Source organism: Fretibacterium sp. (assembly GCF_057312375.1).
In genome coordinates this window covers 1-17,098 of sequence record NZ_DBHLDX010000040.1, presented here as the reverse complement: position 1 = coordinate 17,098, position 17,098 = coordinate 1, and the positions used below count along the sequence as shown (strand labels likewise).

20 protein-coding genes and 1 riboswitch are annotated in these 17,098 nt (G+C 66.0%); of the genes, 1 reads left to right on the top strand and 19 read right to left on the bottom strand.

The window, feature by feature from the left end; genetic code table 11:
• From ACO41U_RS07190 to ACO41U_RS07100, 19 genes are all read right to left on the bottom strand, one after another.
• Positions 1-1,210, bottom strand: a 1,210-nt coding sequence (locus tag ACO41U_RS07190) for a 4Fe-4S dicluster domain-containing protein (protein WP_485942731.1), incomplete at its 3' end; no start/stop codon positions are given.
• A gap of 49 nt (positions 1,211-1,259) precedes the next feature.
• A complete protein-coding gene (locus ACO41U_RS07185) occupies positions 1,260-2,405 on the bottom strand; it encodes an iron-containing alcohol dehydrogenase (protein WP_485942729.1) in 1,146 nt (381 codons plus the stop codon).
• Between the two features lie 237 nt (positions 2,406-2,642).
• The gene (locus ACO41U_RS07180) at positions 2,643-4,016 is read right to left on the bottom strand and encodes an aldehyde dehydrogenase family protein (protein ID WP_485942727.1); all 1,374 of its coding nucleotides are present in this window, start codon (positions 4,014-4,016) and stop codon (positions 2,643-2,645) included.
• Between the two features lie 51 nt (positions 4,017-4,067).
• On the bottom strand, positions 4,068-5,063 hold the full coding sequence (locus ACO41U_RS07175; protein ID WP_485942725.1) for a cob(I)yrinic acid a,c-diamide adenosyltransferase: 996 nt from the start codon (positions 5,061-5,063) through the stop codon (positions 4,068-4,070).
• Positions 5,064-5,076: 13 nt separating this feature from the next.
• Positions 5,077-5,358: a EutN/CcmL family microcompartment protein gene (locus ACO41U_RS07170; protein WP_015556708.1), complete on the bottom strand. Its 282-nt coding sequence runs from the start codon at positions 5,356-5,358 to the stop codon at positions 5,077-5,079.
• Entirely contained in the window at positions 5,355-5,648 is a 294-nt protein-coding gene (locus tag ACO41U_RS07165; protein WP_298778603.1) for a microcompartment protein, read from the bottom strand. The genes ACO41U_RS07170 and ACO41U_RS07165 overlap by 4 nt, the downstream gene beginning before the upstream one ends.
• Positions 5,649-5,715: 67 nt before the next feature.
• Positions 5,716-6,327 (bottom strand): hypothetical protein, encoded by a 612-nt coding sequence (locus ACO41U_RS07160; RefSeq protein ID WP_298778602.1) that lies wholly within the window; start codon positions 6,325-6,327, stop codon positions 5,716-5,718.
• Positions 6,314-7,294 (bottom strand): ethanolamine utilization protein EutJ, encoded by a 981-nt coding sequence (gene eutJ, locus ACO41U_RS07155; RefSeq protein ID WP_485942723.1) that lies wholly within the window; start codon positions 7,292-7,294, stop codon positions 6,314-6,316. Before eutJ ends, ACO41U_RS07160 begins: the two co-directional genes overlap by 14 nt.
• Positions 7,295-7,318: 24 nt before the next feature.
• Positions 7,319-7,447, bottom strand: a complete 129-nt coding sequence (locus tag ACO41U_RS07150) for a hypothetical protein (protein WP_485942721.1) — start codon at positions 7,445-7,447, stop codon at positions 7,319-7,321.
• The gene (locus ACO41U_RS07145; protein ID WP_485942719.1) at positions 7,444-8,085 is read right to left on the bottom strand and encodes a BMC domain-containing protein; all 642 of its coding nucleotides are present in this window, start codon (positions 8,083-8,085) and stop codon (positions 7,444-7,446) included. Before ACO41U_RS07145 ends, ACO41U_RS07150 begins: the two co-directional genes overlap by 4 nt.
• Complete coding sequence (locus tag ACO41U_RS07140) at positions 8,075-8,680, bottom strand: glycerol dehydratase reactivase beta/small subunit family protein (RefSeq protein ID WP_298778593.1); 606 nt, start codon at positions 8,678-8,680, stop codon at positions 8,075-8,077. Before ACO41U_RS07140 ends, ACO41U_RS07145 begins: the two co-directional genes overlap by 11 nt.
• Entirely contained in the window at positions 8,677-10,515 is a 1,839-nt protein-coding gene (locus tag ACO41U_RS07135; RefSeq protein WP_298778590.1) for a diol dehydratase reactivase subunit alpha, read from the bottom strand. The genes ACO41U_RS07140 and ACO41U_RS07135 overlap by 4 nt, the downstream gene beginning before the upstream one ends.
• Positions 10,516-10,603: 88 nt before the next feature.
• Positions 10,604-11,140 (bottom strand): diol dehydratase small subunit, encoded by a 537-nt coding sequence (locus ACO41U_RS07130; RefSeq protein ID WP_298778587.1) that lies wholly within the window; start codon positions 11,138-11,140, stop codon positions 10,604-10,606.
• A 24-nt stretch (positions 11,141-11,164) separates the two neighbouring features.
• Positions 11,165-11,845, bottom strand: coding sequence for a propanediol/glycerol family dehydratase medium subunit (locus ACO41U_RS07125; protein WP_485942716.1), 681 nt, complete (start codon positions 11,843-11,845; stop codon positions 11,165-11,167).
• Positions 11,846-11,860: 15 nt separating this feature from the next.
• The gene (locus tag ACO41U_RS07120) at positions 11,861-13,534 is read right to left on the bottom strand and encodes a propanediol/glycerol family dehydratase large subunit (RefSeq protein ID WP_485942714.1); all 1,674 of its coding nucleotides are present in this window, start codon (positions 13,532-13,534) and stop codon (positions 11,861-11,863) included.
• 35 nt (positions 13,535-13,569) lie between these two features.
• Complete coding sequence (gene pduB / locus ACO41U_RS07115) at positions 13,570-14,376, bottom strand: propanediol utilization microcompartment protein PduB (RefSeq protein ID WP_485942712.1); 807 nt, start codon at positions 14,374-14,376, stop codon at positions 13,570-13,572.
• Between the two features lie 53 nt (positions 14,377-14,429).
• On the bottom strand, positions 14,430-14,711 hold the full coding sequence (locus tag ACO41U_RS07110) for a BMC domain-containing protein (protein WP_015556705.1): 282 nt from the start codon (positions 14,709-14,711) through the stop codon (positions 14,430-14,432).
• A gap of 3 nt (positions 14,712-14,714) precedes the next feature.
• Positions 14,715-15,167, bottom strand: a complete 453-nt coding sequence (locus ACO41U_RS07105; RefSeq protein WP_485942710.1) for a EutP/PduV family microcompartment system protein — start codon at positions 15,165-15,167, stop codon at positions 14,715-14,717.
• Positions 15,164-15,550, bottom strand: a complete 387-nt coding sequence (locus tag ACO41U_RS07100) for a BMC domain-containing protein (protein WP_298778621.1) — start codon at positions 15,548-15,550, stop codon at positions 15,164-15,166. Before ACO41U_RS07100 ends, ACO41U_RS07105 begins: the two co-directional genes overlap by 4 nt.
• A 116-nt stretch (positions 15,551-15,666) precedes the next feature.
• Positions 15,667-15,826, bottom strand: a riboswitch (cobalamin riboswitch).
• Positions 15,827-16,171: 345 nt separating this feature from the next.
• Between ACO41U_RS07100 and ACO41U_RS07095 the strand changes: the two genes are divergently transcribed.
• Positions 16,172-16,864, top strand: a complete 693-nt coding sequence (locus ACO41U_RS07095) for a nuclear transport factor 2-like protein (RefSeq protein WP_485942708.1) — start codon at positions 16,172-16,174, stop codon at positions 16,862-16,864.
• The last annotated feature ends 234 nt before the right edge of the window (positions 16,865-17,098 follow it).

The window sequence follows — 17,098 nt, the reverse complement described above, 5'->3', positions numbered from 1 at the left end:
CGATCGGGACGGCGGGCTTGCCGATGTGCTGTCGGAAGGGGACGTACACGCACTGGGGGGCGAGGGAGCGATGGGGCTCCCGGACGTGGACCCCGTGCCAACCTCCCAGCCCAAGGCGGGCGTAGAGGCGGGACGTGGGCACGCGCCGCAGGTCGAGGAAGCGCTGTGCCATCGGCTCCATGTTGCGCTCCTTGTTCAGCCCCTTCTCCCGAAACCTCTGTTTGAACCAGCCGTTGATCCGCCGCGGCGAGAGCCCCATGGGGCACGAGAACATCTCGCACAGGCCGCAGTCGCAGCAGTTGAGGGCGCTGCCGAAGCAGCGGACGTATTCCTCGTCGGGGAGGGTCTCCTCGCGCCAGACGTTTCGCATCACCTGGTGCGGCGTCACCTCGTGCCCAATGAGGTGGCGCGGGCACATGTCCGTGCACATGCGGCACTGCACGCAGGCGCTGCGGGCCTGGTGCTTCATGTTCTCGATGGGCAGGACCGCCCGCGTGACGAGGTAGTGGTCCATTGGAAGGATCGCCAGGTTCCCCGTCGTCTTGGTGACGACGGTCCCATCGATCGCCTTCGGGTCCGTCAGCACCCTGCCCATCATGGGGCCGCCCACCAGCACGGCGTAATCGCCTCCGACGGCGAGGTCCACCGCGGCGATGCACTCGCGGACGTTCGTGCCCAGCGGCACGCGAAGGACGACGGGCTTCGTCACCGCGCCCGTCACCGACAGGAACTTGTCCGTCACGGGCTTCCCCTCCAGGGCATCCGCGACGTTGAGCATCGTCCCCACGTTGTCCACCACCGCCCCGACGTTCAGGGGCAGGCCACGCTCAGGGATGCTGCGGCCCGTCACAAGCTGCACCATGACCTGCTCGTCGCCCGCGGGGTAGAAGGCGGGCATCTCGCAGAAGGTCACGTCGGCGCCCTGGACCCGCACGGCCTCCTTCAGGGCCGCGATCTCCACACCGTACTCCGCCTTGATGGCGATGACGGCACGGCTCGCGCCGACCTGAGCGGCGGTCGCGGACACGGCCTGAACGATGCGGTCCGGGAAGGTACGGCACAGGTACTTGTCCGTTTCGATCAGGGGCTCGCACTCCGCCGCGTTGACGATAAAGTACTCCGCCTTCGCGTTGAGCTTCACGTGGGTGGGGAACCCTGCGCCCCCCGCACCCACGACGCCGGCGGATTTTACGCACTCAAGAAAGTCCATGAACCATCCCCCCCAGATTCCCTCCGCCGCGGACGCCCCGCGGGCGGCGTCAGAACGCTTCCTCGTACAGCGCGATGACGTCGGCCCGGTCGAAGGGCCGCGGGTTCGTCGCCCCCACCGTCTCCAAAAGCGCCCTGTCCGCCAGCAGGGGGAAGTCCTCGCGCTTCACGCCGTGGGCCCTCAGGGACTCCTTCAGACCCGCCTCGCGCTTCACGTCGTCGATCGCCTTGAGGCAGGCCTCCGCGTTCTCCCGGTCCGGACGCCAGTCGTGGGCGACGCCGAAGGCCCTGGCGAGGGCCGCGAAGCGCGGGACCGTGTCGAAGGTCAGGTTGAAGCGGCACACCGTAGGCAGGAGCAGCGCGTTGCACAGCCCGTGGGGCAGGTTGTAATGCCCCCCCAGCGGGTGCGCCATGGCGTGCACCAGGCCCAGCCCCGCGTTGTTGAAGGCGATGCCTGCCAGGAAGCTGCCGTAGCACATGCGCTCCCGCACCTCGACGTTCGTCCCCTCCTGCACGGCCCGCGGGAGGTTCTGAGCGATGAGGTTCGTCGCCGCCCAGGCCCGATCGTCCGTCAGGGGCGAGGACCCCGTCGAAACGTAGGCCTCAACGGCATGGGTCAGCGCGTCCATGCCCGTGGCGGCCGTGAGGGCAGGGGGCATGGAGAGCATCATCTCCGGGTCGTTGACGGAGATGGTCGGCAGCATGTCCCGGTCGTTCAGGGTCATCTTGTTGTGGTTCGCGTCGGAGATCACCGCGAACTGCGTCACCTCGCTGCCCGTCCCGGCCGTCGTCGCCACGGCGATCAGAGGCGGGATGGGGGTCCTGACCTTATCCACGCCCGCGTAGTCCTCGATGCGGCCGCCGTTCGTCGCCAGGATGCCGATGCCCTTGGCCGCGTCCATGGCGCTCCCGCCGCCCACGGCCACCAAAAACCCGCAGCCCCTCTCCCTGTACAGGGCAAGGCCCTCCATCACCGTTTCCTCGAGGGGGTTGGGCGTCACCTTGCAGAAGAGCTCCGCGTCGATTCCGGAGCCCTTCAGGACGTCCGCAACGAGCTTCGCCTGGGCCAGTCCCACGTCCCCCGTCGAGGCCACCACCAGGGCCGTCTTTGAGCCAAACCGCGCGGCCATGGAGCCGATCTCCTTCACGCTGCCGCGCCCCACCACGTTGACCGTGGGGATGGTGAACACCTTCATGAAACTTCCCTCCATAGACAACGGCTTTTTGGATTAAGGAAACACTAATTAAGTCGTTGAGAACTGTCAACCGTATGGGCCCCTTCAATGTCTGAAACTTCATCAGGCCGCGCGAAGCGCGTGGGGATTGGGGCGTAGCCCCATTTTAAAATTTCAGGGAAGCGCTGAAGGATACCCCTTGTTTGATGCTCCTTGATTGCTCTCAACAACTTTTGAAGATTAATCAGCGCTTCCTTATCAAATGATCCGGAAGGCTCCGTGCAGCACACACCGCCGCGTGCGGCAGAACGAGGCCGGGGTCGTGGGGCCCTCGCCCGTGGACGTTGCGATGGTGAAGGCGGTCGGGCAGTCCCCGCCCACTCCGATGGCGGCCAGGGTCGGCGCGTTCTTGACGAACACCGTGGTCTGCATCTCGCGCGCCATGCGGCTCATGTGGTTGACATTGCTGCTGTGGATGCAGGCGGAGTGGCGGAAGCCGTGTTCCAGGCGCTTCGCCATGGCCAGGGCCTCCTCGAAGTCCGCCGCGCGGATGAGCGGCAGGATGGGCATCAGCATCTCCTCCTGCGCGAAGGGGTGGTCCTCCCCCGTTTCCACCAGGATGATGCGCGTCTTGGGCTCCACCTTGTACCCCAACTGCTCCAGGAGCAGCGAGGCCGAACGCCCCACCCACTTTCGGCTGGGCTTGCCCTTCTCAAGGGTCATCTTCAGGAGCTCGTCGACCTTCGCCGGGTCCTTCAGCTCGAAGGCGCCGTTCCTCAGCATGGCGGCCCTCAGGTCGTCCGCGATGCAGTTGACGGCGATGATCTCCTTCTCCGCGATACACTGCAGGTTGTTGTCAAAGCTCGCACCCGTGATGATGTCGATGGCCGCCTGCTCAACGTCCGCCGTTTCGTCCACGACGACCGGCGGGTTGCCGGGCCCCGCGCCGATGGCGGGCTTTCCGGACTGCAGTGCCGCCCGCACCACGCCCGGCCCTCCCGTAGCGGAGATCAGGTTCACGTTCGGGCTCGTCATGAGCTCGTTCATGGCGTCCAGCGAAACGTGCTGCAGCGAGGAGATCAGCCCGTCCGGCGCGCCGCTCTCGCGGAGCGACTTCATGACGATCTCCACCGTCCGGTGCGTGCACTTCGCCGCGCCGGGGTGCGGAGCGAACACCACCGCGTTGCCGCCCGCGATCATGCAGATCGTGTTGTTGATGACGGACGCGACGGGGTTCGTCGAGGGGCAGATCGAGGCGATGACGCCAAAGGGCGCCAGCTCCTCCAGCACCAGGCCGTTGTCCCCCGACACGGCGTGCGTCGTGAAGAACTCCGGGCCCGGCGTCTTCTCGATCGCCACCCTTTTCTTCAGGACCTTGTCCTCAAAGCGGCCCATCCCCGTTTCCTCGCAAGCCATCTTCGCCAACTCCTCGACGTGCGGGCGAAGGTCCTGGCGCAGTTTGGTGATGACGGCCGTCTTGGCCGCAATGTTGAAATCGCCGTGCCATATCGCCTGAGCGGCCCGCGCGCGCTCCGTCAGGACCGCGACCTCGCTCCCGTTCCCCTCGCCCCGCTCCTCCTGCATCTTGAGGATGACATCGCGGACGATCTTCTCCATCTGCCGGGTGTCCATTGCCTGGCGCCTCCTCCTGGGGCCTCCGCCCCGCCCTAAAAGTACCGAACCTCACTGCGCCTGCGCGCCCGTCCGCCGAAGCCCTTCAAAACAGCGCACCGCCGCGTCCGCCACGCCCGTATCCTGCTCCACCGTCCCGCCGCTGACCCCCACTGCGCCCACGATGACGCCCTTGTCCATCAGGAGCCGGCCGCCGCCGAAGACCACGATGTCCGGGTCGTTGTTCAGGCCGTAGAGCGGCGCGCCCGGTTGGACGAGGGGGGTCAGCCTGTCCGTGTCCATCTTCATCTTCAGCGCCGTCGCCGCCTTGCTGGCGGACAGGCGGACGCTCACCGGAAGGGAGTCCTTCATCCGCTGAAAGGCGACGGGAACGGCGTCCGGCGAGCAAACGGCGACGACCACAGGAAGCCCGATCGCCTCCGCCGCCGTCCGGGCGCACTCGATCACCTCGAGCGCCTCGTCCAGCGTGACCTCCTGCGCCGGGACCTCCGGTCCGCGCGACGGCTCCGCCTCCCCCTCGCTGATGGTCCGGACGATGCGCGCCACCTGCGTTTCCACGTCCGCCTTGTGCGCCAGGACGTATAGGAGGTCCGACAGGCGGTTGATGAGGCGGTAGGCCTCCTCCTCGATCACCCCTCCACCGTCCCACAGCGGCAGCGCCGCCCGCTCCGCCCTCCGCGCGACGGCCCGCGCCGCGTGCAGCGCGCCGCCCGCGGGAGAATCGCCCGGAAGGACGAACTCTGGCCGCATCGGATAGCCCTCCAGGAGCTCGTCGATCCACGCCTCAAGGGAGGACGCCACCGGGACCTTTGCCTCCCGACGCCCCCGCGCGACGTACGCCATCAGGTCCTGCAGCAGCCTCTGGACCCTCAGCAGGTCGTCCTGCATCGCCGCGGGCCCCAGGCCACGCGCCAGCCCGATGAGGGCACCGGCCTCGTCCAGCGTCCCGTTCAGCTCGATGCGCGGGTCCCGCTTCGACACCCTCTGTCCGTCCCAGAGCCGGGTTTCGCCGTGGTCGCCCCCGCCCGTGTAGATTCGTGCGCTCATCGCCAAGCCCCCCTCAGGAGAGGTCCACCTCGTCCACGATGCCGATGATGCAGGCATCGATGGGCGAATCCGGAAGGGACACGGCCGCGCGCGCCGTGGACCCGCTGACGAGGAGGACCGTTTCGCCGCGGCCCGCGCCCACCACGTCCACGCTCACTAACATTCGGTCGCGGTCCCCGTCCAGCGCCCCATCACCGCGCCGGACCAGCGGCTCCACCAGGAGCAGTTTCTGGCCCACAAGGCGCTCGTCCTTGCGGGTGGCGACGATGGAGCCGACCACCTTTCCCAGCATCATGAGATCTTTCCTCCGTTTCGCAGGGCGTTCAGCACCTGATCGATCTGAGAGGGCGTGCCGATGAAGGCGACGGAGTTGATGTGCTGCGGGCAGTTGCCCAGAAGCTCGGTCACGGCCACGTCCGCGGCCTTCGCGCCGATATCCGCCGCGGCCAGCACCTCGATGACCATGCCCTGCACCAGCAGCACCGCACCCCAGTTCGGCGACCCCAGGGCCTCGGCCCCCCGCGCCCGACGCCGGATCATGTCCTGCGTCCCGCGCGACGGAGCCCGAATCAGCTCATACTTCATCGACACGTCCTCTCCCCCCGACCCTTTGGACCCGCCGCACGGCCTCGGCCCCGCGGCGGCTTCAGCTTTAAACGAGCAGCGCGATCCGAAGCCGCGCCAGCCGGTCCCGCGCCTCCGGCGTCAGCCGCGCCCCGGCCTCCAGGCGCACGGCGGCGACGCCCTTCAGGTCGTGCCGCGCCGTCAGCTCGCCCCAGGTCGTCCACCCCGGCTCCTTCAGGACCAGCGTCTGCCCCGGAGCGGCACCGGCGGCCGAGGTCCCAAGGACCTGGACGCCCCATTCACCGAGGCGGGCAAGACATCCTTCAAGCCAGGCGCTCCAGGGCGACGCGCCCCCGCGCCAGCGCTTGATCCGCGTTCCGTCCAAGAGCACCGGCACGCCACGCGCGAGGCACCCGAAGATCAGGGCCCCCTCCGCCGTGCAGGGGATGCCGCCGAGGAGCTCCCCCAGCAACGGGAGGGGCGGCTCCAGGACGGCCAGCAGGCGAAGGTGCGCTCCCTCCTCCTCCGGGCACCAGACGCCATCCAGGGCGCCGTCCGCGCCGCGGGCGTAGGCGATCCACTCGAAGCGGTCCGTCTTGGGCAGCGGGGGCAGGGGCGCAGAGGCCACCAACCCGACGCGCGGACGCCGGAGCCGCTCCAGCACCCTCTCGACCAGGACCTCCAGGTCATCCTTGCCCAACGTTCCCACCTCGCTTCCCGATCTGCCGCTCTCCTCCGCGAACGTCGCGCCAAAGGCTCAGGGCGATCCCCGACGGCGTGACCAAAAGAGGGTGGGGGGCCATGGAAACCGGCGTCCCCACGGCCGCCGTCAGGACAGCCGCCGCGCCGGGCAGGTCCGCGCCGCCGCCGCAGACGATCGTCGGGACCCGGCCCCAGTAGCCGCTCGCCTCGAGGTGGTGCCTCACGATCGAGCCCATCTTCTCCAGCACCGGCCTCAGGATGGGGAGCAGCTCCCTCTGGCGCGCAGGGGTCCGCTTCACGGCCTCCGCGGCCTCGAAGCTGACGTCCATGTTCCCCGCCAACACGAGGGTCATGTGCGTGCCGCCCGTGGGCTCGTCCGCCGTGTAGACGGGCCTTCCGCCCTGCAGGATCGTGATGCCCGTCGTGCCGCCGCCGATGTCCACGATCACCGCGTCCTCCAGCCCAAGCGCGGCCGCGGCCGCCGTCGGCTCCTCATACAGCCCCGCGCAGTCGAAGCCCAGGGCCTCCACGACGTTGGCGCATACTTTGGCCGTCTTCGTGCTGACGCCGGGCGGGAAGGCCGCCGCCCCCAGGGCGCTGAGGCCCGCCCTACCCAGACGGCGCTCCAGCCGATCGAGGCACCTCCGCATCCCCTCGACCGAGGCCATGTAATCGACGATTACGCCGTCCCGGACGGAGGACCTGGAGCTCTCCATCACGGCGGACACGGGGCGCCCTTCCTCGTTCAGCGCCACCAGCACCAGGTTCGTCGTCCCCAGGTCGAACCCGAGGAAGAGCTCCTTGAAGCCGTTCAGCGGCTCCTCCCGGTGCAAAGCGCCCTCAAGAGCGCCGAGGAGTTCCACGGCCTCCGGGTCGAAGGACGGTGCCGCCACCTCCCTACGCTCCGCCGGGCCCTGCCCCACCGGGCCGGCCTCCTTACCCTTCGCGTTTCTCCCGCCGCTCATCGCAAGAGCCAGCCCCCTCGCCGCTCAGTCCTCCTCGACGCAAAAGTCCCTGCGCCAAATCCTTCGCTCGCCGTCCTCCGGGGCGGGCTCCTCTGGACGCAGGAACAGCCGCTCCGTCTGCTCGTCCGGCCGCGCGATCACCGCCGCACTCACTTCGGCTTCCTCCGGGCCGTGGAACGCCGCTTGCGCGGCTTCTTCGCCTCATCCTCCGCAGGCTCCGGGGCGACCTCGCCAGCCTCCACTCCGCCCGCGACTTCGGCGGACGTCCGCTCTCCCGCTTCGGCGGGCGCAGCAGGCTTGACCTTCATCAGCGCCCTCGGCCCAGCCACGGCCAGTCCGGCCTCATCCAGTCGCGACGACCGGTCCTCCGCCGGGAGTTCAGCGTCCCATTCGGCCTCGGATTCCGGCTCATCGGCCGCGGTACCCGCAGCCTCCTCAGCTTCGCACGGCGCCGGCTCAGGCGGCGCGGGCCTGAGGAGTTCCGCCCCCATCGTGTTCCCGTTCCGGACGAGGCGGTCCCCAATCCCCTCCCCAGGGCGCGGGATGGTGAGCACGGAGTGAACGCCCCGCACGCCCTCCGCGACGACGCGGGCCGCCGCCAGCGCGGCCTGCACCGCGGCGACGTCGCCGGCTATCTTCACCGTCATGAAGCCGCCGCCGCGGGAGTTCTCGCGCCCGACCAGGACGACGTTGGCCGCCTTCAGCGCGGCGTCCGCCGCGGCGATCGCCGCAGGAAGCCCTTCCGTTTCGATGAGGCCGACGGCGCCTCGGACCCTCTCCCTATCGTTCACCTCTCGTGCCCCCTCCCGAATCCGACTCGGCCATGCCCGTGCCGTCCCCAAGTCCCAGAAGCCGCCTCATGACCTCCTGCGTCACCCTGGCGACCAACGCATCCACGGCCCTCTCGCGCTCCTCCGCGTAGGGCGCGCGCATGGGAAGGAGCCCCACCTCCGGCTCCGGCAGGGGCGAGGGCGCAGTGGGCGGCGCAACGGGGTCGGGCTCCGGTTCGTGGTCCGGGACCTCGCCCGGCCGCGGAGGCATGGGCTGCCCCTTCACGATCCGGGCCGCCGCCTGGCCCACCCAGCGCCAGTCCGCCGGCCCATCCGCCCCGACGTCCAGCCACGGGCGGTCCGGAATCTGCGCGACGCCGACGGCCGCCCTGGCCTCCATGACCAGGACCCCCACGTCCAGGCGGGACCTCAGAGAGGCCGCGTGGGCCGTGTCCTCCGGCGTCAGGGCCCTCTCCCAGGCGGCGGGGATTCCCTCCTCCTCGCACCCGGTGCCGATGGCCTCCGCGACGCGCTCATCCACGCCAGCCGCCAGCAGGAGGACGATGCACGGCCGCTCCGGCGGCACGTCGGCCAGGCGCTCACACCAGCCCTTCATGCCCCGACCTCGTCCAGGTAGGAGAGCACCAGGCCCGTGGCCACCGCGTTGCGCGGCCCTTCCGTCCCGCGGATGTTGCCGCGCCCCGCCACGACGCCGTACTGGGACAGGACCTGCGTCACCATGGGGGAGATCTCAAAGTCCATCGAGGACCCTCCGACCAGCACGACGAAGTCGATCAGGCGGACGTTGCCCGCCGGCGCGACGCGCTCCAGGGCGCGAACCGCGTTCGCCGCGAAGACCTGCTGTTTTGCGCTGCGCCGGATGCTGCGGATGCGGTCCATCGGGACGTTGTTCAGAGGGAGGGGCTCCAGGTCCGTTTCGCTGTGCAGGAGGCAGACCCGGCCGAAGACGTGGGGAGGCAGCGGCTTGTCGAAGAACCGCACCGTCCCGTCCTCAAGGCGGATGTTGTAGACGCTCTCCGCCTTGCAGAGGGGCGTCCGCTTGATGGCCTCCGCCAGGTCCATGCTGTCGATGCCCAACTCGCTCGCGATGATCGTGTTCACCATCTGGCCCGCTCCGGCCAGGTGGATCAGGCTCTCCGAGCCGTCTTCGCGCATGAAGGAGGCGTCCGTGCTGCCCGCCCCCATGTCCAGGATGGCCATGGGCTGCCGGGTCCCCGGCGTGGTGAGGGCGCCCTTGATCGCCATCTCCGCCTCGATGCCGCCGATCTCCACCTTCACGCGCAGGTCCGCCTCGATGGCGGCCGCGAGGCGCTGCATGGGCAGGTCCACCGTCTGCACCATCACCGCCAGGGCCACGCCGTTCTCCAGCGAGAACTCCTCCGCCAGGCCCCCCACCACCTTCTGCGGCACCTGGGTGTCCACGGCCAGGAGGTCGCGGATGTGTACGTCCGCCAGGGGGATCTCCGTCAGGTTGGACATGGTGCGGCGCACGCGCTCCATCATGCCTCCGACGTTCGTCCCCGGCTCTCCGAAGACGTCCGAGATGGGCTGCGAGGAGGAAACGAGCTTCATGATCTTCTCCGCCCCCTCGTCCACGGCGATGCCGCGCTTGCCGTTGGGGCCCGCGATGGTCAGCTCTCCCGCGGGGATGCGGCGCTCCTTCACCTCGCCGAGGGGCGTCCGGATCACGACGGCCGACCGGTTGCCGACCAGGGCGCGCGCCACCGGAACCACCTGACGCGTTTCGTCCGGAGAGAGCCCGAAGATCGTCGCGATGTCGTAGGGGTTGGCCAACAGCTCCACCACCCTGCCCGGAGGGGCCACCTCCACGCAGGCCTGCATCCCCAGCGGCACGCGGTCGATGGCGCGCACCTCGTCCACGATGGGGATGACGCGCGGAAGCCGGTTTGCGATGAGGACGCCGTCGTCGTTTCGGCAGATGGCACAGGTGACGTCAACGCCGCGCTCCATGGCGGCGGCGATGCCCGCGGCCGCCCGTTCGTAGTCCACGGAGCCGGGGACCACGACGGTGCAGGCCTTGCCCGGAACGCAGTTCGCGAGCCCGTCGAACGCCACCGTTTCCCCCTGGCCGACGCCGACACCGCCAGGGGTGGAGGGGTTGTGCCCGATCATGGTGGACTCCGTGATGATCGTTTCCGTCACGGTTTCCATGGCGACCTCCCCGATGACGGGGGCCGCCCGGTTGATGCGGATGAGGTCCACCTTTGAAAAGTCGTCGCGCTCCCATCCCGCCCTCTCCAGGGCGTCGGAGAGGGCGTTGCGGACGCCCAGGACGTTCTGCGTCGTCCCCTTGATGCCAGAGGTGAAGGCGATGGAGGAGGACAGGAAATTCACCCGTCCGCCCTCCACGCGCCCAAGGGCGACTTCGGTCGTTGAGTTGCCGATATCGATACCCGCTATAACCGCCATGGAACAGCCTCCTTCACCGGCAAACGTCCCTGCCGGCGCGACCATCAGGCCGCGCCGGCCCGGTCCGTGCGCGCGGGTGGAACTTCGATCAGGACTCCGGACGATCGCCGCGGAGGAGCTTGCGGCGCTTGTACACGTCGGCCGCCTCGCGGACGTGCGCCGCGCAGGTGTGCGCCTGATACTGATTGTCCAGCTCGTCCGCGATGGCGATCAGCTCGTCGAACGTGGAGCGGTGAGGCCGAAGCGCGTTGTAAATCTCAAGCACCCGCTCGTCGGCAATGCGCGTCAGCTCGGCAGCGCGCCGCATGTTGCGCCCGATCTGCGGCCTCCCCGCGGACTCGGCCACCTGCGCCTGAAGCTCAAGGGCCTCCGGCGTGATGGTGAAGTCCTTGAACGTGGCCACGTCCTTCATCACGGCGTCCAGCGTCAATTCGTCAAGCTTCTTGCCGGTGGGGGACCGGATCAGGTCCGGCCTGTTGGTCCCAAGGGGATAATCCTTCGCCGTGACCTTGCCGCCCGGCGCCTCTGGCCGCTGCGGCGCGGGCGCGCTCTCCGCAGGCGCGGAGCCGGAGGCCATGCCCTTCAGCACCTGCCGCACCATCTCAGCGATAACCTGTTCGTTCATCTCAGCCATCATCAGTCACCTTCTCTACACGATCTCGACCTTGAACTCCACGGGGGCCTTGGTGCGGTCGAGGAAGCTGGCCTCCTTGTTGTGGAGCAGGGCCGCGATGCCCTGGTAGCGCGGGCGGGCCATGGGGTCGTTGCGCGTCGGCACCGGCATGGGGTTCTCGCCCTTGGCGTACTTCGCCGCGTTCCGCCCGATCTGGCGGAAGACCTCCGCGTCCAGGAGCGGGCTCTGAGGGAAGAGCTCCAGGTTGGCCAGGGGGGCCAACTCCCGCTGGTGGATGACGGCCGTGCCGCGCGAGAGGATGCCGATGCCGATCCCGGACCCGGAGAGCCGGGCACCGGCGTGGGCGATGAACGCGACATCCGCCGTATGGTAGACCTTGACGACGCGGTAGTTGCAGCCCTCCTCCTCGATCCCCGCGAACACCTGGCGCAGCACCTCGGTGTGGGGGACGTTGATGATCGTGGCATGGAACTCCGTGCCGAAGGCCGGCGGCAGCGCCACCACAACCTCCTTCGGGTCCGTGCCGCGTTTGGCGGGCCCCACCTCCGTGAAGCGGAGCTTCGCGCCAGCGGGCAGGGCTCCTCCGGCCGGCGACGCCGGAGCCGACTCAGGCGCCCGAGCCGGCGCGCCCTGGGCCGCGAACTCCGCGATGACCTCCTCTATGACCTTGCGGACAAGTTCTTCATTGACCTGCATCGTCTGTCCCTCCCCTTATACGTCCTCAGGACGAATGGCCCACGGAATGTTCTTGATCTCCTCCCAGCGCTCGGGGGAGAGCTGGTAGCCGGTGCCCGGTCCCGTGTACGTGTTGGGATCGTTGACGGCGCTCCAGACGTAGCCGTCCTTCGCGACCCAGGAAGAAGTCTGCAGGTAGTCTCCGGAGATGCGCTGCTTCAGCATCATCAGGACGTTCTTTGCGATGTCCTCAAAGCCGCCCTTCGCAAGTGCCTTCACGACGCTGACTCCGTTGATGCCCTCCTTCAGCAGCCGCTCGGCCGCCTTGAGGTCCTCGGGGATGTTGCGCGGCGTGATGTCCTTGCTGCCGTTGGCGTAGGTCGCCAGCTCGACCTCCTCGTCCGTGATGGGCGGGAAGCCCAACTCCCTGTAGACGGCCTGAAGGGCGCGGGCGGCCTTGTTTCGGACCGCGACGACGTCCGCCTCCAGCACCGGACGGTTGCCACCATCCACCTTGAAGTCGCGCTGCAGCGCCAGGTAGTCGTCCTCGTCCTCGATGTCCCAGTTCGAGCCCGCGAACATATTGTCGTAGTTCGGCACGCCGGAGTAGCCGGAGAACACGAAGTCCGTTCCGGCAAAGAACTGAGGCATGGTGCGCGCCGTGCGGCGCAGGTCGGAGTGGGAGAAGGTCTGGTCGTTTCCAGAGGCCACCTCGAGGTCCAGGGCGGTGGTCACCAGGTTCTCCGCGGCGACCGCGCGCAGTCCGGAGGGGACGGCGCCCGGGACGCCGATGCAGGAGATGGACCCGTTCTGCAGCCCTTGCACGCCCGCGCCCTTCGTCAGCATGATGCAGAGGACCTCAAGGTACAGCATGGACTTGCCCTCGGCGGCGCCCATCTGCACCTCGCTGCCCGTCCCGGAGGTGAAGCGCATCTTGAGGCCGCGGGAGGCGTAGCAGGAGGCCAGGAACGCCTTGGACCACGGGGTGTCGTCGCCGTCGATGAACACGTTCTCCGTGCCGTAGACGGAGATCGTCTCCGCGTAGGCCGTCAGGCCCCTCATGCCGATCTGAAGCTCGAAGGCCTCCTCCAGGGAGCACTGCGTCAGCGTGCCGGGCCGGCCCGTCTGAGAGCCGACGAGAAGGGAAAGGGCGTTCAGGGGCGCATAGCGCACGACGGCTACCGTCGTTTCCACCTCGAGGAAGCCGCGCAGGGCGCCCTCGGCCGCGTCCGCCACCAGGAGCACGGGGTTGTCCGTCGCGCTCGTGATGTGCGCCTGGTTGCCGGGCTTCCCGCGGGTGCGCATCTTGTGCATGGCCAGGATGATCTCCGCGATGTCCAGCTTGTCCATCACGCCGGCGATCTTGGCAGGCGTCAGGCCCTGCATGATCTTCGTGCACTCCGTGCGCGGGACGTTGATGTCCACCAGCATGTGGGCGATCTCCTGCTCGCTCATGGCCATGGCCTTGGGGGCCATAGCGAGGTCGATCGCGTAGTCCGCCACGAACTGCTCGTTCATGTTGAAGTCCTCGCGGCGCACCCCGTCCATCTCCACGACCCTGCCGTTCTCGATCTTGATGGAGGGCTTGGGGTCGTTGGGGCTGCCCATGGCGTAGAGGCCGACGTCAACCCACTCGCCGATGAATCCGTCCTTGTGGACCGGCCGGTTTTCGAGGACCTCAAACCGCTTGTTGCGTTTTGTCTTCGGCAAAACAATTCACCTCCACGTACTCGCGCCCTGACGCGCTAAATGTAGGAGACCGAAGCGGACTTCGGCTCCGACCCCATGGCGCCCAGGAGCTTCAGCCCCACGTCGCGCGCGGCGCGGATGGCCTGGCGCACGGCGCCGGAGTCGCCCGTGATCGAGATGAACGCCTCGTTCGTGTAGGACGTCTTGGACGGGGAGGCGTAGGAGAGGACCTCCACCTCAGCCGCCTTCACCGCCGTATCGCAGATGACGACGCCGATGCCCGCCGGAGCGCCCAGCACAAGCCCGTAGGCCTTGCCGAGGGGGCCGCCCAGGCCCTTGTTCACGGCGTAGCTGGCGCGCGCGGTGTACTGCAGCTCGAGGTACCCCACCTCGTTGCCCCACACGTCGCCGAAGTAGTTCTGGACGTTGGCCAACGCCACCTCGACGGCCCTCCGGGCGTCCGAAACGTCCTCCGCGCCCAGCAGGATGAGGCAGCCGTGGCCCGCGCCGCCCTCGGTGTCGCGCGGCAGCTCGATGGAGAGCACCTCGGTGTTCGTGGCCTTGACCGCCTCGTCCGTCGCCATGATCTGAGGGCCGGCGCCGATGCGGTCGGAAATGATGCCGATGGAGCGGTACTTCGGGTCCAGCCCCATGATCTGGTGCAGGATGGGGTCCACGTTGGCGATGACCGCGCCGATGGTGTGCCCCTGGGCCGTGCCGACGAACTCCGTCACCCCGATGTTGGCGAAGCAGGGCTCCACGCCGCCCGACGCCTTCTCCGCTACAGGGGCCGCGGGAGCGGGGGTGTCGCCCAGCCTCTTCATCACTGCATCCATAACCTGATTTACCATGTCCTTATCCATAACTCACCCCTCCTTAAAATCGAGAACCGTGCATTATCCCGCTCTAGAGGGGACTACTCCCCGGACTTGGGAAGAAGCTTTTCCGTGTCGGAGTGGGGTCTTGGGATCACGTGGACCGACACGACCTCGCCAACGCGCTTCGCCGCAGCCGCGCCGGCGTCAACGGCGGCCTTCACCGCACCCACGTCGCCGCGGACCATGACGGTCACGTAGGCGGAGCCGATCTTCTCGTATCCGATCAGGTGGACGTTCGCCGCCTTCACCATGGCGTCTGCGGCCTCGATGGCCCCAACCAAACCGCGGGTTTCGATCATTCCAAGAGCTTCACCGTTCATAAACTACCGCACCTCCTCAAAGTATTTGTTGATGCAATCCCTAAGAGCATCCACGCCCTCCCCGGTCACAGAGGAGACCATAAACACCTCCCTGGCGCCAGCCTGAATCAGCATCCGCCTGGCACGGTCCAGACTTTCGGGGTCCGCGATGTCCGCCTTCGTCACGACGCCGATGGCGTGAGCCCTGAGGACGGCGGCGATCTGCGGCGGAAACGACGAATGTTTCAGCGGGTCCATCAGGAGCAGGACCACCTCCGCCTTGGCGGAAAGCGACATAAACGTGTTCTTGAAGATCGGGGACTCCAGGAACTCCCCCGGCGTGTCGATGCACTCCGGCGTGAAACACACCGCCTCCGTCTTCGTGACGGGGCCGCTCCGATACCCCATGGCCGTCATGAGCGTCGTCTTGCCGGCACCGCTGCGGCCGATGACCATGATGCGGCGGGGGCGGCTCATGAGTGGGTGATGGAAGCCGGGAAGAAGCCGAGGATGTCCTTCAGCGACTGGACGGTGGCCCGCAGCGCCGTTTCCACCGCGGAGACCTCCCCCGTGAACAGGAGACACCCCGTGAAGCGGTCCACGAACTCGATGTTGACCGCCGCGGACTTGGACGCGATGTCCGCCGCGATGATGGACCCCTCGCCCGGCGTGATGGTCATGAGCCCCAACGCCCCCGGATGGTCCACTCCGACGGAGGAACACAGGGACTTCCTGGGGTTGCGGATCACGTGGGCCAGCGTCACCTGCTTGCCCGGAACGTACTCCAGGGTCCCGCGAAAGTTTCCGGAGGAGCTACGTCCCTCCTCCGCGTCCTCCCTCTGAAACGGCGAATCCGGCATCGCTATCCCCTCTCCTTCCTCAATGCCCCGACATAAAAAAAGGGGCACTGCTGAGGTCGTCGGCGCACAAACGCGCACCATGACGCTCAGCAGCACCCCGAACTCCTCGCGGGAGGCTGCACTATGCCGCATGGATCGGTCTCCTGGCTCGTCTTCACCCTCGGCTGCCCCTTCCCAAAACGCTCAGTGGCACGGCAGCTTCGTCAGACTCACAGTGGCGGGCCCGCTCCGGAATCTCACCGGACTTCCCATAACATCGACGCGGCACAACTCCAAACCAGTTCTTCCTTGTCTGTAATGATACAAAGTTTCTTTTTGCGTGTCAACCTCGCTGAGGTGCTTTTGTCGTTGTACTTTGTCGTTGTACTTTGTCGTTGTTCAGTGATAATGTCACCTTACCCCCACGAGAGGTGGCTCTTTACCAGACTTGCTAAGAACTCCCTGACGATACACATTTACACATTAAGGTCCAGGCATAGCTTTCGAACTTCCTAAAATTGTTGCAGTGAAAGATCGGTAGCTTATTAAAAATTCTTTTATGCAAAACATGTTATAATAAACAAAGTTTTATCTATAATGGAGATAGATTGGGATTTATATTTAATGAAAGGATATATGATTATGATACCCCTGAATTCATATAGCGGCATTGAATATCGTTTAAATCAAGTATGTCCTAAAAAACTAAAATGTTGTATCGTAGGGATATTATTTGCCAACCCTCATCATAATTTGGTAAAAGAAGAATTTTTGCCGTTTTTAAAACAATTTGACCTTGATTCCCAAGGATTTACACATATTTTCTTCGCCGGTTATATTTCGGAAAAAGAAAAACATTCGTATGAGGATGCAGAATACGTTCTTCAGGGACCAAATGGTATAAATTGGTATTTCAGCCACAAAGCTTTTAAGAATATACAAGAGGAATTTCACTCAATGACAACGTGGCATTTTAGTGGTGGCGTGGATCTTTTACTTTTTGACGCGATACGAGATTCCAGTCAACACTGGCATTCTCAATTATCTCTGAATCTTAATAGGGCGGTCATTTTGGATTTGTTGAGAGCTAGAAATAAGGGCGATCTTCCCCACATATGCCAGTTTTTAACCCCTGTCTTTCAAGAGGCTAAACAACATGAAGGGACCTGCATTGCTCGTATTCAACAACTCGGACTCATTGAAGGAAGGCAATCCGTTATTGAATTTTTTTTAAAAATGTTTATTCCATACGATATTATTCAAGCTTTAAAATCATCTTTTCTGTATATTGCAAGGGATATTTCCCTCAAAGACAAAAAGGGAAGCTACTCATAGGGAGTAACTTTTTTGGCATGGATGTCCATTAATATTCCTTCACATCCGCGGCGGTTCCGCCGACGGCCAGCACCCTCAAGCTGCACAATCAGCGTTTTTCCCCTGTCCGGAAGTCAGGTTTCCGATACACTGAAGTCATAGGGGTCGCGGGCGAAGCACCGCTCTGCGGGCCCGATCATGATGGGGGGAATATGTCATGGAACTGCTGAACGTCTGCAAGTGCGCGAAGTGCGG